Annotated in this window: 14 protein-coding genes; 3 read left to right on the top strand and 11 right to left on the bottom strand. The window is 67.1% G+C overall.

Annotated elements, in window-relative coordinates:
* Positions 1-18: 18 nt before the first annotated feature.
* The 5 genes from ACHAA3_RS13960 to ACHAA3_RS13940 all read right to left on the bottom strand — a co-directional run bounded on the left by ACHAA3_RS13960 (position 19) and on the right by ACHAA3_RS13940 (position 4,859).
* Entirely contained in the window at positions 19-762 is a 744-nt protein-coding gene (locus ACHAA3_RS13960) for a zinc ribbon domain-containing protein (protein ID WP_435709642.1), read from the bottom strand.
* Entirely contained in the window at positions 759-1,895 is a 1,137-nt protein-coding gene (locus tag ACHAA3_RS13955; protein ID WP_435709641.1) for a Nif3-like dinuclear metal center hexameric protein, read from the bottom strand. The genes ACHAA3_RS13960 and ACHAA3_RS13955 overlap by 4 nt, the downstream gene beginning before the upstream one ends.
* 35 nt (positions 1,896-1,930) lie before the next feature.
* Complete coding sequence (locus ACHAA3_RS13950) at positions 1,931-2,419, bottom strand: hypothetical protein (RefSeq protein WP_435709640.1); 489 nt, start codon at positions 2,417-2,419, stop codon at positions 1,931-1,933.
* 30 nt (positions 2,420-2,449) lie between these two features.
* Positions 2,450-2,650 carry a DUF6458 family protein gene (locus ACHAA3_RS13945; RefSeq protein ID WP_435709639.1) on the bottom strand — a complete coding sequence of 67 codons (201 nt, stop codon included), beginning with the start codon at positions 2,648-2,650 and terminating at the stop codon, positions 2,450-2,452.
* Between the two features lie 73 nt (positions 2,651-2,723).
* A complete protein-coding gene (locus ACHAA3_RS13940; protein WP_435709638.1) occupies positions 2,724-4,859 on the bottom strand; it encodes a RecQ family ATP-dependent DNA helicase in 2,136 nt (711 codons plus the stop codon).
* A 175-nt stretch (positions 4,860-5,034) separates the two neighbouring features.
* Between ACHAA3_RS13940 and ACHAA3_RS13935 the strand changes: the two genes are divergently transcribed.
* Positions 5,035-6,432, top strand: a complete 1,398-nt coding sequence (locus ACHAA3_RS13935) for a hemolysin family protein (RefSeq protein WP_435709637.1) — start codon at positions 5,035-5,037, stop codon at positions 6,430-6,432.
* Positions 6,429-7,463: a CNNM domain-containing protein gene (locus ACHAA3_RS13930; protein WP_435709636.1), complete on the top strand. Its 1,035-nt coding sequence runs from the start codon at positions 6,429-6,431 to the stop codon at positions 7,461-7,463. The genes ACHAA3_RS13935 and ACHAA3_RS13930 overlap by 4 nt, the downstream gene beginning before the upstream one ends.
* 1,064 nt (positions 7,464-8,527) lie before the next feature.
* On the opposite strand, the gene ACHAA3_RS13925 is transcribed toward ACHAA3_RS13930, so the two are convergent.
* From ACHAA3_RS13925 to ACHAA3_RS13905, 5 genes are all read right to left on the bottom strand, one after another.
* The gene (locus tag ACHAA3_RS13925; protein ID WP_435709635.1) at positions 8,528-9,946 is read right to left on the bottom strand and encodes a dihydrolipoyl dehydrogenase family protein; all 1,419 of its coding nucleotides are present in this window, start codon (positions 9,944-9,946) and stop codon (positions 8,528-8,530) included.
* 223 nt (positions 9,947-10,169) lie between these two features.
* Positions 10,170-10,451 carry a DUF6510 family protein gene (locus ACHAA3_RS13920; protein ID WP_435709634.1) on the bottom strand — a complete coding sequence of 94 codons (282 nt, stop codon included), beginning with the start codon at positions 10,449-10,451 and terminating at the stop codon, positions 10,170-10,172.
* Positions 10,452-10,453: 2 nt separating this feature from the next.
* A complete protein-coding gene (locus tag ACHAA3_RS13915) occupies positions 10,454-11,242 on the bottom strand; it encodes a ferredoxin reductase (protein ID WP_435709772.1) in 789 nt (262 codons plus the stop codon).
* A gap of 93 nt (positions 11,243-11,335) precedes the next feature.
* Entirely contained in the window at positions 11,336-11,935 is a 600-nt protein-coding gene (locus tag ACHAA3_RS13910) for a molybdopterin-dependent oxidoreductase (protein WP_435709633.1), read from the bottom strand.
* Between the two features lie 207 nt (positions 11,936-12,142).
* Entirely contained in the window at positions 12,143-12,937 is a 795-nt protein-coding gene (locus ACHAA3_RS13905; protein WP_435709632.1) for a DUF1003 domain-containing protein, read from the bottom strand.
* Between the two features lie 266 nt (positions 12,938-13,203).
* Between ACHAA3_RS13905 and ACHAA3_RS13900 the strand changes: the two genes are divergently transcribed.
* A complete protein-coding gene (locus ACHAA3_RS13900) occupies positions 13,204-13,833 on the top strand; it encodes a TetR/AcrR family transcriptional regulator (protein WP_435709631.1) in 630 nt (209 codons plus the stop codon).
* 63 nt (positions 13,834-13,896) lie between these two features.
* Here the strand turns inward: ACHAA3_RS13900 and ACHAA3_RS13895 are convergent, their stop codons facing one another.
* Positions 13,897-14,082: a sigma factor-like helix-turn-helix DNA-binding protein gene (locus ACHAA3_RS13895; RefSeq protein WP_435709771.1), complete on the bottom strand. Its 186-nt coding sequence runs from the start codon at positions 14,080-14,082 to the stop codon at positions 13,897-13,899.
* Positions 14,083-14,101 lie beyond the last annotated feature (19 nt).

The following is a 14,101-nucleotide window of genomic DNA, read 5'->3' as shown; positions in this document are numbered from 1 at the left end:
ATGGTGCTCATCAGTCGATCAGAGACCGGACTCGGCCGTGAGCACCAGAATGCGGTCGCACTCGGGGCAGCGCAGGACCTCGCCCTCGTCAGCAGCGGCGATCTCCCGTAGGTCGGCGCTGTTGATCTCGAGTCGGCAGCCTTCGCAGCTGCGCGCCCGCAGCGCGGCCGCGCCCATGCCGCCCTTGGCCGTGCGCACCTTCTCGTACAGCGCGAGCAGGTCGTCGGGGACCTGGCTGACGACCTGCTGACGATCGGTACGGGCGGCGTCGAGCTGTCCGTCGATCTGCACCACCGCGGCGTCTCGCGCATCGGTGGCGTGCTTCAGGTCCGTGTCGAGGGCATGAAGATCGGCCATGACACCAGACAACGACGACTGGGCCTCTTCGAGACGTTCCATGACCTCGAGCTCCTCGTCCTCGAGGGTCGAGATGCGTCGTTCGAGGGCCACCAGCTCGTGCTGCAGGCTCTCCAGATCCTTGGGATTGGTGATCTCCCCGGAGTTGAGTCGGTTCTCGTCGCGCTCGCGGCGCGTCTTGACGGTCTCGACCTCGGCGTCGGCCTTCTTCTGCTCGCGGGTCAGGTCGGACACTGCGGTGTCAGCCTCGATGCGCTGGCCGTCGAGGTCCTTGCGTCGCTGCTCCAGCTCGGCGATGTTGGCCAGCTCGGGAAGCGAGTCGCGGCGGTGGATCAGCTGCGCGATCGACGTGTCCTGCGCCTGCACGTCGAGCAGGGCGGATTGGGCTACATCGTCGGCTCTCATCTGGACACCGTACCTGCGACGTGGCCCGACCACGGGTCGGTGACGATCTCAGAGACGCGCGTCTCAATCTCAGGCACCCGCTCGCTGATCTCCCGAGCCACCACCGGCAGCCAGGTCCACTCCGCCGCCCAGTGTGGAACATCGATCACCGGGCACCCTCCTGACTCGAGATGCTCACTGACCGGATGGTGCCGCAGGTCTGAGGTCACATAGACGTCTGCGCCCGCAGCGGTCGCTGCACCGAGCAGGAAATCGCCGGAACCGCCGCACAGAGCCACCGTGCGCACGGATGCGTCCTGATCGCCTGCCACGCGTGCCACGCTGAGGTGACCGGGGAGGGCTGCGGCGACCGTGCGAGAGAACTCGCCGACGGTGGTCGGCATCGCCAGGGTCCCGATCCGGCCGCTCCCCCGGTCGAGCGACGGCTCGCAGCAGATCTCGACCACCTGGTGGGCCACCTCCTCGTAAGGGTGGGCTTGGACCATCGCGGCCCTGACCTTCTCGCGCAGGTGCGGTGGGGCGATGAGCTCCAGGCGGGCTTCGTCGACCTCCTCGATGTGGCCGATCTCGCCGATGGTCGGGTTCGCACCCGCGACAGGACGGAAAGACCCCAGTCCCTCGGAGCGGAAGAAGACCCGCTCATAGTTGCCGATCGCTCCCGCTCCTACGGCATGCATCGCGGTGATGACGGCATCCGCGTGACTGACCGGCACGAAGACAACCCAGGCGTCGACGGCTTCGTTCGGGTCGGGGTCGAGCGGCCGGAGGTTCTCCAGACCGAGCGCGAGTGCCATGGACTCCGACACGCCCAGGCGTGGGCTGTCGGCGTTGGTGTGGCACGTGTGCAGCGCGATCTGGTGGCTGATGAGGGTGTGTGCGACACGCCCCTTGGGCGTGGACGCGGAGACCGAGGTGACTCCCTTCAACCACAGGGGATGGTGCGTCACGACCAGGTCAGCGCCCCACTCGACTGCTTCGTCGACCACGGCCTGCACCGGATCGACGGCGAACAAGATCTTGCGCACGGGGGCGTCGGGATCGCCCACGACGATGCCCACGGCGTCCCAGTCGTCGGCGTGGGCAGGGTCGTACAGGTCGTCGAGCACTGCCACGACCTCGCTCAGCGTCGGCATCCCCGCACCTTACTCGGGCCGACGGCGCACGACGGTCAGTCGTCGTCGGGTCGGGCGCGGCGGGTCACGAACCATGCCGTCGCCGCAACAGCGAACGCGATCGGCCACCACGGGATGTCGATGCCGTCGTCGTCCGCGGTGCGGTCGATCACCGTGGGTGCAGCGGCTGATCCGGTGGGGTCGGGATCGTCGGTCTGCTGGACCGTCGTGGTCGGTGAGGGTGCAGGCGTCGGCTCGATCTCCGCGCCGAGGTCCCGGCCGCCTTCGACAGGATCGTCGCGCACCTCACCGGTCACGTCGTCGCGCAGACTGGCCTGCTCGCGCGCCTCGCGGCGACCCGTGGAGAATCCGTCGTCGGATCCGACGGAGTAGCCGGTGCCGAAGCCGTCCTCGTAGGCCTGCTGCAGCTCCGGATCGTCCGGGAACAGCACAGGCGGGGCCGGTTGCTCCAGAGCAACGGCGGCCCCGGCCAGGGTCAGCACGAAGAGCAGCGCAGCAGCCGACGCCAGCGCCGCACGCACCATGCCCCGAACCTCACCGATGAAGGGCTGGGGTCACTGCTGGTAGTCGTCGCGGCGACGCCCGCCGTCGTTCTGCTGGGCGTTGAGGAACAGGGTCAGGATGAGGCCGAGTGCGCCCGCTGCCATCAGGATGAAGCCGACTGCGGGCAGGTCGATCCCCGGAATCGTCTCAGTCACCGCGAAGCCGAGGATCGCTCCCACCGCGAGCAGGAAGATGGATCCGCCGATGTACATGTGATGCCTCTCGTCGTGATGTTTCAGGCCTGACGTTACTGGGTCGGGTGGTGCAGTGCAGTACGCCGCGCTCTCAACCGACCACGGCGAGTGCGAACGGCAGGACCGGGCCGGCTCCGTTGCGGCGCAGCTCGCGGGCCGCCACCGTGATCGTCCACCGGCTGTCGACACAGTCGTCAACCAGAAGGATCGGCCTCGCCCCGACAGCAGCAATCCGCTGCGCCAGATCAGGTCCGACGCCGACCGTGCCCCACACGTCTGCGAGTCGATAGACGCTGTTGCCGCCCGAGCCGTGTCGTGGCCCCTCGCCCAGGGGATCGAGGGATCCAAGGTCCTGCAGCTGCCCGATGCGCGCCAACCCCCGGGCCAGGGAGTCGACCAGCTGGGGTCGGGATCGAGAGGGCATGTTCACCACCGCCACGGGACGCTCGGCCCAGGCCCAGTCCTTGAGCACCTGGACGCAGGCACCCAGAAGCGCATCGGGGACGGGCGCATCAGGCGCTGCGGCTGCGAAGAGCTCGCGCAGCGTGCCGCCCCACCCCAGGTCGGTGAGGCGGGCGACGGCGCGCCCCTCTTCGGCTCTCTCGTCGACGGCGATCTTGCCCTTGGCGACCTTCGAGCCGGTGGGCCACTGCGCCCGGGGATCGATCGCCACACCCACCTGCCCGAGGGTGGCCGTGGCGGCTGAGTCGGCCGTCTGGGGCACGTCCGTGGGGTACCAGGGCTCCGTGCACGTGTCGCACCGACCACAGGGCCGGGCCGAGTCGTCGTCGAGGTCTCTTTGCAGCAGCGCCATCCGGCACCCGGTGGTGCGCTCGTAGTCGATCATCGCCTGCTGCTCGAGGCTGCGGGCCTGGGCGATGCGCTCGTAGCGCTCGCGGTCGTAGGTCCACGGCTGGCCGGTCGCGACCCAGCCGCCCTGCACCCGGCGGACCGCACCGTCGACGTCCAGCACCTTGAGCAGCAGCTCGAGCGGTGTGCGACGGATGTTGACGCGGGCCTCCAGCGCGGGTGTGGAGATCGGATCGGCCTGCCCATCGCGCCCGAGTCCGGCGCTGAGCTCGCCGATCACGGCTGCGGCTCGCTCCTCGCTCGGCATGGAGGCGGTGGCGAAATAGGTCCAGATGTCCTGGTCCTCGCGGCCCGGAAGCAGGAGCACGTCGGCGTGATCGGTGGCGCGGCCTGCGCGGCCGACCTGCTGGTAGTACGCCACCGGCGACGACGGCGCGCCGAGGTGGACCACGAATCCGAGGTCGGGCTTGTCGAACCCCATGCCCAACGCGCTGGTCGCCACCAGCGCCTTGACCTCGTTGTTCTTGAGCTGTCGCTCCAGCTCGGCTCGCTCTTCGGTGTCGGTGCGTCCGGTGTAGGCGCGGACGGCGAGACCGGCCTCGAGCAGCAGGCGGGCCGTGTCCTCGGCCGCCGACACGGTGAGCGCGTAGATGATTCCACTGCCGGGCAGGTCCGCAAGGTGCGCCACCAGCCAGCCGAGTCGAGCACGCGTGCTGGGCAGCTCGAGCACCCCGAGCCGCAACGAGTCGCGAGCCAGGGAGCCGCGGATGGTGAGGACGTCGCCGGCGCCGAGCTGTTCGACCACGTCTGTGACGACCCGCTCGTTGGCGGTGGCGGTGGTGGCCAGCACCGGGAGATCGGTCGGAAGCTGATCGATCAGCTCGGCGAGGCGCCGGTAGTCGGGGCGGAAGTCGTGACCCCAGTCCGATATGCAGTGCGCCTCGTCGACCACGAGCAACCCCATCCGCTCCAGCAGCGTGGGCAGCTGCTCGTCGCGGAACCGTGGATTGTTGAGACGCTCGGGCGAGACCAGGAGGATGTCGACCTCGTCGGCCTCGAGCGCCGCGCGGGTCTGCTCCCACTCGTGTGGATTGGTGGAGTTGATCGCCACCGCCCGCACGCCGGCTCGCCCAGCGGCCTCGACCTGGTCGCGCATCAGCGCCAGCAGCGGCGAGACCAGCAACGTGGGTCCAGCGCCTCGGCTGCGCAGCAGCGATGTCGCGATGAAGTACACCGCCGACTTGCCCCACCCGGTCCGCTGCACCACCAGGGCGCGGCGCCGGTCGTCCACCAGTGCCGTGATCGCCTCAAGCTGTCCATCGTGGAACGCCGCGCCCTCGACCCCGGTGAGGTGATGCAGGGCATCGGCGGCAGCGGCAGCGGTGTCGGCGTGGGTGGTTTCGGTTTCGGCGGGCATGACGTCATCGTGGCACCCGGCACCGACACCGCCCGCCGGTCGGCCTGGTCGGCCATGGAGCACTGGATTCGGTGCAGTCGTTAGACTGACGTCGGGCCGATCGGTCCGACGTCGCGACCCGAGGAGAAGCACCACCTGTGGACGGTCCCTACCCCCGCCCCCAGGGGCTGATCCCGTGCTGACTGCGGTCCTGCTGCTGCTGGTCGGCATCGTCGTGATCGTCGTGATCATCGCCGCGAACGGCTACTTCGTGGCGCAGGAGTTCGCGTACATGAGCGTCGACCGCTCCCGACTGCGGGCGCGCGCAGCCGAGGGCGACACCGGCGCAGAGCGGGCGCTGGCGGTCACCGAACGCACCTCCTTCATGCTGTCGGGCGCCCAGCTGGGTATCACGGTGACCGGTCTGCTCGTCGGCTACGTGGCCGAGCCACTCGTGGGCGAGTCACTGGGCACGCTGATGGGCGGAGTGGGCGTGCCCACGGCCGTCGGCATCGCAGTAGGCACCATCGTGGCCCTCGTCGCGTCGACGGTGTTCCAGATGATCTTCGGCGAGCTGTTCCCCAAGAATCTCGCGATCGCGAGCCCCGAGCCGCTCGCGCGCCGCCTGGCCGGGTCGACGCTGCTGTACATGGCCACCTTCGGGTGGCTCATCACGATCTTCGACCACGCGGCCAACGCCCTGCTGCGGCTCCTGCGCATCGAGCCGGTGCACGACCTCGACTCGACCGCGAATGCCCCCGAGCTGGAGCGCATCGTCGCCGAGTCCAGCTCGACCGGCGACCTGCCCCCGGGCCTGTCCCTGCTCATCGACCGCATCCTCGACCTGCCCGACCATGACGTCGAGCACGCCATGATCCCCCGCTCCCGCGTGGGGACCGTCTCGACGGAGGCCACGGTTGGCGAGGTGCGCCGCCGCATGGCCGGCGAGCACACCCGCTACCCGGTGCTCGACGCCGACGACCGCGTGGTGGGGGTCATCGACCTCAAGCAGGTGCTCGACTACACCGTGGCCGACGACACCCTGGTCGAGTCGCTGCTCACCGAGCCCCTCGTCGTCCCCACCCTGATGTCCCTGCCCGACGCCCTGGCCGAACTCAGCCGCTCGCAGACCGAGCTCGCCTGCGTGGTCGACGAGTACGGGGGCTTCACCGGCGTGCTCACGGTCGAGGACATCGCTGAGGAGCTCGTCGGTGAACTCACCGACGAGCACGACACCCACGAGGCCGACGTCGTTGTGCCCCACGGCAACGGCGTGTGGGTCATGTCCGGCGACGCCCACCTCGACGAGGTCGAGCGCGTCGTGGGCCACCGGCTCCCGCCCACCGACGTGGAGACCGTCTCCGGTCTCGTGATCGAGGCGGTCGGCTCGTTGCCCGACATCGGCGACGAGGTGCAGGTCGACCTCGTCGAGGACCCCGCCGAACTGGTCGCGGACGACCGCCTGGACCGCAGCCTGCTGCTCCACGTGCTCGAGATCGAGCGCTTCGTCCCCCACCGGGTCAGGGTCACGCTGCAGGAGCGACCGGCCGACGCCGACCCCGATCAGGCCACCGACGAACAGGTCCGCCCGTGAACCCCTTCATCGTGACCCTCGTGACGATCGCGCTGATCGTGCTCAGTGCCTTCTTCGTCATCATCGAGTTCGCCCTGCTCGGCGCACGCCGTCACCGCCTCGAGGAGATCGCCCCCACGAGCGCCACTGCCCGGGCGGCGCTGCGGGGCATGAACGAGCTGACCATCATGCTGGCCGGAGCCCAGCTGGGCATCACGGCATGCACGCTCGCACTCGGCGCGGTCACCAAGCCGGCGATCGACTCGGCGCTGTCGCCCGTGCTCGACGACCTCGGGTTGCCCACGTGGTCAGCCGGCGCCCTGGCGTTCGCGCTCTCGCTGCTGCTCGTCACGTTCCTCCACCTGGTCGTGGGCGAGATGGCGCCGAAGTCGTGGGCGATCGCCCACCCCGAGCGGGCCGCTCGGCTCATCGGCATCCCGGCCCGCTCCTTCACGTGGGTGGTACGGCCCCTGCTGCTGTGGGTCAACGCGATCGCCAATCGCCTGGTGGCGCGGACCGGGGTGGAACCGCTCGACCAGGCCGCTGTCGGCGGACAGGACGCCGAGACCATCCGTCAGCTGGTGGAGCACTCGGCTCGCTCCGGCGCGCTCGACCCGAAGTTCAGCCCCCAGCTCCTGCGGGCGCTCGAGCTGCAGGACCTGCAGGTCGGCACGCTCGTGCGACCCGGGACCCCGACCTCGGTGCCACCGACCGCCACCGTCGCCGACGTCAAGGACGCCGCCCAGCGGTCCGGTCACCTGCGGATCCTCGTCGACGCCGACGGGCCAGGGCTGCCTCACGTGGTGCACGTGCGCGACGCGCTGCTCGAGCCGTCGGACCGCCCGGTCCGCGAGCTGCAGCGCCAGCCCCTGCAGCTCGACGCCGACACCCGCGTGCCCGACGCCCTCCACCAGATGCGGTCCACCAGCACGCAGTTCAGCGTGGTGCTCGACGACGGACGGTTGGTGGGCGTGCTCACCATGGCCGATCTCGTGCGCGGGCTCCTTCAGCAGCCCGAGGACGCACCCGCAGGAACATCCACGGCCCCGTGATCGACGAGCACCTGGGCCGTGCGCGACGTGCGCCTGGCGCGTGGGGTCCGTGGGCGAAGTGGGGTTCCCACCCCCGACCTTCCGGGTTGGGCTCGGGGTTCACGTCATTCAAACGCCGCCCGCACTGAACCTTGACTCTGCAGGCCTCTAGATGAGACGCGCTCACGCCGCTCCACGACTTCTCGGTCCATTTCCGTGTCATGAACGTGTCAGCGTTGGAACTAGAGGCCCGAGCAGTCGATCATGTGGGCGCAGAATTCCAGGATGGCCTCTTCCTCGTCGGCCGCACAGCCCGTCTCCGATCTGTCATCGCGCCTCGAGGCGGCCGAGGCCTCCTACTTCCCGCGATCGCAGCGATCCACTTGATGCGGGGCTCGGCGGCGACGGGTTGATCGACCCCACACGAGTACACGAGCGACACCATGAAGGTTTGGCCGATACGACTGTCGCCCTCGCCGATGTAAGACGCGGCCGAAGTCGCCGTCGTGGACAGCACTAGCCTGCGCCCGCTCCGGGGTTCCGACTGACAGGAGGTGGACGTCATCTGGCTGTGCACCTCGGTGGGAAAACGCGATCACCATGACGCCGAAGACGGGAATTACTACCCCGTTGACGCCACGGACGTCACCGCATAGGCGGGACCGTTCTGCAGCGCGACGTAGAAGGCTAGGACGCCTGTAGCCCTAGACCACCGGCACCAAGTCCCCACAACATGGGGACCAGCAACATCTCGGGCCGAGTCAAAAGCGTGCCAACGATCATCAGGAGAAGTCCTGTCGCTTGCACAACCAAGGCCACTGATGAGGCCGTGTACTTGCGGACCACCATTGCTGCAAGAACACCGCTCGCGCCGTAGCAAACCCTTGCCCCGCCGCGAGCATCGCTGTGATCACGCCCATCGGCTCCCCCGGGACTACACCCACGGCAGGCATGAGCGTCGCGCCCTTCGGCGGCCCGGTGCAGGGCTGTGACGGGCCGCAGGTGCGGTGGAACGGTTGAGCAGCAACGCCAAACGGCCATCGTCGAACGTGCGGTCGCACGCCATCCGCGGCAATTCGGATTCGCTACTGAGGTGGTCCGAGTAGATCAACCCACACCTCGCTCATCGTAGGGAAGCTGGGAACTGCATGTCGCAGGGCCGACAGTGGAACGCGGCCGGCGATGGCGACGGTGGCGGCGTGAACCATGTCTGCGACGTCCTGCCCAACGAAGGCCGCTCCGATCATGACCTCGGCTTCATCGTCGATGAGCACGCTTGCGCGTCCCTTGTAGTCCTTGGCGTGCAGTTGCGCACCTAACACGGCGCCGAGGTCTGTCTCCACGTACCGAGCCGCAATACCGTCCCGCTCAGCTACCGCGCGCGTCATGCCGACCGCGGCGACCTCCGGATCGGTGAACACGACCTGAGGGATGAACTGTCCGTCCGCGTCGGTAGCCATGGGCGGGTCAAGACCCCGGCTGCGAGCACTAATTGCCGCCGCCGCGACGCGGGCGTGATAACTCGCCTCATGAGTCATCAGGCTGCGGCCAGCAACGTCACCAATGGCGTAAAGCCAGTCCGTCTCTCCGGCGGTGACGTACCCGTCGATGGGAATGAATCCATCACCTTCGATACCTACTGTATGGAGACCGAGGTCGCCGGTGTCTGCGACCTTGCCGGTGGCCACGAGTAGCTCGTCGGCCACGACGGATGTTCCATCGTTCAGATCGACGGTCACCTCACCGCCCGGCGTCGGACGCAACACCCGTTCAACTTCCACGTCGAAGCGCACATCCACACCGCTTTCACGCAACCCCGCAAGTACTAGTTCGCCCGCGTAAGGCTCGAGCTCTGGCAACAGCGCCTCTCGGCGACTGAGGACGACCACTTGTCGGCTGCCCAACCATTTCCACGCTTGAGCCATTTCCAAGCCGAGCGGGCCGCTGCCGATGACCGTCAGTCGCTCTGGTGCGCGCGGCGCGGACGTAGCTTCGCGGTTCGTCCAGGGCTGTGCCTCTCGAAGGCCGGGTATGGACGGGACAGCAGGGCTCGATCCGGTGGCGATGATGACCGCCTGCCGGGCCGTGAGCTGCACGTCTCCAGCATCTGTCTCTACAACGACACGTCGGATTCCGTCGAGGCGCCCTCGTCCGCGCCAGAAGGAAGCACCTGCGGCCTCGAACCCAGCCACGACCTCTCGGTCGTCGTGGTGGAGCACTACCTCATCTCGATGGGCCAGTGCCGCTTGTGCGTCGATGGCCGTGCCGTTCTGTCCCTCTCGAGCCCCAGGGGCGCGCGTGGCCGAGCGTGCGGCGTGTCCCGGTCGCAGCATCGCCTTGCTAGGGACGCAGCCCCAGTTGAAGCACTCACCGCCAAGAAGCTCGGGTTCGACCAGAGCGACGGTGAGCCCAGCAGCAAGCAGAGCATTCGTGGCGTCCTCGCCGCCCGGTCCGGCGCCCAGCACGACGACGTCGTAGGCAAGCTCAATCTCTGACGCGCTCATCGATCATCGGCTCTATCCGCAGCGAATCCGCAGGCCGAGCTCGAACCGGCCAACGAAGCTGAGCAGGGCCGACTCCGGCCCGTCTCATGAAGAAAACCACGAGCGGATGGCTGCGTGGGCGCAGTCGGGGCTAAGGCAAGGTAGGGCACACGTGTCTGTGTGCTTCGGGGCAGGTACTTCTTTCGACCGTGACCTCGCTGGGTTCAGAAAGTGCGGTTGCGCTTTACGGTGTCGCGATCTCCATTCGGACCGAGGAGGCGCCCTGCAGGTCAAGCCAGACGGAATCGCGCGATTTCACGAGCCGCGCCAGGACGGACTGACAGCTGTCGCAGCGCAACACCCACCCGGGACCGCCACCAAACGCCCTCCCTCGCGCAAGTGGTTCCGTGGCGCTGCAGCTGCGGCAGGTGAGACGGGCCGCCGTCATGTCGACAGCGAAGATCTCCGAGAGGTCCCCGGCCAGCGCGTTCCCGTCGACGGACCGATCTGTGCGGTGATAATCCATGGTCATGCTCCTGTCGGGCCGAATCGCTCGGTACGGATGGCGGATGCGGGGTAGCCCCGTTCAAGCAATATCTGCGACGCGGCTTCAACGAACCCGTTCGGACCACACACGTATGCGCGCGGCTGTTGGATACCTGCAGAGGAAGAAGGCACAGGAAGATCCTCTGCCCGTAGGCGCCCGGGCTCCCTGTCGTGTCCGGGGAGTCCGGAACGAGTGAACACGTAGCTGATGGTCACCCCCTCACAAGAGGACGCGATGCGGTGAAGCTCGTCGGCGTAGAAGATGTCGTCAGGATTCCGCGCCGAGTAGACAAGGTGGAACGGCGATCGCGACGTCGAGTCCACTCGTGCCCGAAGCATCGCCATCAGCGGGACGATGCCAGACCCGCCGCCGAGGAGAGTGACGGGATGATCGAGTTGGCCGGTCCAACGAAACCAACCACCGATGGGGCCGCGGAGCTCGAACTCGTCCCCCACCTGAATGGTCTCGACGAAGTACGGCGACACCTCGCCTGTCGACACCTTCTGGATGGTCAGCTCCAGGGAACCGGGGCTTCCCACTGAAGCGATCGAGTAGCTCCTCTGGGCCATATAGCCGTCTTCAGCGGTGAGCCGTACGTCGACATGCTGTCCTGGGTCGTGGCCCGGCCACCCCGGAACCTCAAGTGTCAGCGTTCTGGCGTCACGGGTCTCCAGGCGGGTGCCAGAGACGCGTGCACGCAACCACCGGATGGGTCCTCGTCTGAGGACGTCCGTCGCAGTGGAGCGCGCAGCATCAGTTGACGTAGACACAGGAAGGCTCACCCCTCAGCGGATAAGTGCGTGACGTGGCCAGACCGCCACCCGGTGCCATCCGCGACGCAGATGTCGCTTCATGCCGGTGCATCAGTCGCCGACGTAACGCTGCTCGAGCCACGGATCGCCGTACTCGTGGTACCCCAAGCTCTCCCAGAAGCCGAGCTTGTCGTTCAGCCGCAGTTCGATTCCGTTGATCCACTTGGCGGACTTCCACAGGTACAGGTGGGGCACCAGCAGCCTGGCCGGACCACCGTGTTCCGGCTCAAGTGCGTCCCCTTCGTACTCGAAGGCGATCCAGGCCTTGCCGTCGATGATGTCTTCGAGCGGAAGGTTCGTGCTGTAGTCGCCGTAGCAGTGGATGAGGGCGTACTCGGCTTCGGTTTCCAGGTGCTCGAGAACCGTGTCGATCGACACCCCTCGCCAGTTGGTTTGATGCTTGCTCCAGCGGGTCACGCAATGGATGTCGACTGTGACGTCTTCGCTGGGCAAGTCCATCAGCTGTTCCCAGGCCAGCGAGGACTTCGAGCCGTCGATCTCGGTGATGTCGAGGCGCCAATCCTTGGTGTCGATCCGAGGCGTCGGTCCAGCGGTCAGGACGGGGAAGTCGTCGGTCAGGTACTGCCCTGGTGGCACCTGACGATCGCGGTCGTCACTTCGTCCGGCGAAACCTCTACTGATCACACTCATCTGACATGCCCTTCTGCTGACCAAGCGCCGACCGGTACACACGTTGGTGTGCGGTCAGGCCCGTCTGCTTACGTGGATGGGCCGCCCTCTTTGAGAGCCCGTCATCCTCACGAGCAGAGGCGGCGTCGCCTGTACCCCTTTCCCTTGAAGCATGCGCGGTGACTGTGCCCGCTCCCTTCGACCGGTAGCGGTGGCCGCCCGTTCGCACTAGTCGCGGGGCCCCTCGAGTGCGTTGCGAAGAGCATGCAGGTCGTACTCGGTGTGCGTCGCTACACGAAGAATCTCTTGGTCTCGCGCTCTGTCGCGTGCCGCGTCACGGCGCTGGGTGAGCAGGATCAGGGGCGTTTGCAGGGCCACCAGTGTGGTCATGCCGATCCCGAGGTAATTGATGGCAATGGCAGTGTCCGTGCCGAGCGGGATGGCGAGCACGATGACGACGTACAGGACGGCCACCAGGCTCAGCAGCGCGATGAAGCGCCATGAGGCCAGGGCGTCCGCGAGCCGTTGAGCTGACCGGTTGGCTCGACTCTCCGGCGTCTCCATGAACAGGCTGAGCTCGTGGCCACACTGGGGACAGATGATGGAACCCATGCCATGGGCCTGGTCTGAATCCATGGCTGCGTGATGCTCTGCGGGACCGAGGTCGGCCGGTTCGGGATCGGAACCTTCGAGTTGCGCAATCCTGAGTTGGTGTTGCATCCCTGCCCGGAGGACAACTGCTGTCATGTCACGCACCGCGGACTTGTCGTAGTGCGACGCCAGATCCCTGAGCATGCCGTCGATGGGTGCCGAGTCCTCTGGCCGCAGAAGAGCGTCGGCGTAGGCCACGGCGGCCCGTTCTGCGTCATTCAGCGCCTCACTGTCGACGCGCTCCCCCGCAGGAGCGGCTTCTTCGGGGCCGTGAATGTGGTCCACACGCGCATGCAGCAGTCGCTCAAGCCGGGCCCCCAGTGCGAGGTGTGCCACATCTGTGGCGGCTACATCTGCGAGCTGCTGCAGCACCTCGGCAGCCGTTCGTGGCTTCGCATGAAGCTCTCTCACCGTGATCTCTCCCCATCTGACAAGTTGCGTGATGGGGCCAGCATCGCTGATCCGCCCCGCCACACCACGTAGTGGGACCTGAAGCGTCGGCGGGTTGAGCATGCGACTCGCCCAATCTTTGCGCCGGAGCTGGGCGCCCGGACTCGGGCCAGGCTCCGCTGAGCCCCACGGGTGGGGAGTCGGCCGTTCATTGGTGGGCCACTTGAGCTCGGCGTAGTCTGCGCTGCGTGACTGAATCGCGTGACCGGCCGGCTCGTTCGCGCCTGACCGCGCGCGGCGCCGCGACCAGGGCACGCCTGATCGCTGCCGCCGATCAACTCATGTTTGAGCGAGGGGTTACGCAAACCAGCGTTGCTGACGTCATCACTGCGAGCGGCACGAGCAAGTCGCAATTCTACCAACATTTCACCAGCAAAGACTCCCTCGTATCCGACGTCATCGAGCGTCGGAGAGCCTACGTTGTGGAGCAACAGTTGCCACGACTCCAGACAATGGATTCGATGCGAGGCCTTGAGCTGTGGGCCGAGGGGCTGGTTGCTTGTCATGGTCTGCACCAAGGAGCGTTCGGTTGCCCTCTGGGCTCCTTGGCTGCGGAGCTTTCTGACACGAACGAGGACGCCCGCCGGCAGCTGGCCAGTGCGTTCGCTGAATGGGAACAACTGCTAGCCCGGGGTCTCACTCAGATGCGTGCGAACGGGACCTTGCGAGAGGACGCGGATCCTGTCCTGTTGGCTACAGGGCTCATGGCAGCCGTGCAGGGCGGGTACCTGTTGGCGCAAACTGCCCGCAGCATCGAGCCCATGAAGGTTTCCCTGGAAATGGCGATCGCATACGTTCGGACGTACGCCGAGGTGTGACGCTGGCTGGGTGTCGATGGCGTGTCCACGACCATCCAGTGATCTCGCCGCGGCGACCATCACTCACGCGGAATGTAGGTACCCGGCTGAAAGTAGGGAACTTCGCACCTTCCTTCTGGCGTCGAACATGGTTTTGTAGATCGCGTTCGGATTCGAATCAAGGTCGCGCGCCACTTGGCTGACGGACAGGCCCAGTAGGGCTATACCCTCGAATGCTCTCCGCTGTCTTTCGGTAAGTTCCTCACGCACTATCCTGCGCACAGCAGCC

Origin of the sequence: Aeromicrobium sp. CF3.5, assembly GCF_051262695.1 — a bacterium.
Taxonomy (GTDB): Bacteria; Actinomycetota; Actinomycetes; order Propionibacteriales; family Nocardioidaceae; genus Aeromicrobium.
Note: the sequence above shows the minus strand (reverse complement) of the source record. Positions and strands in the feature narration are given on the sequence as shown.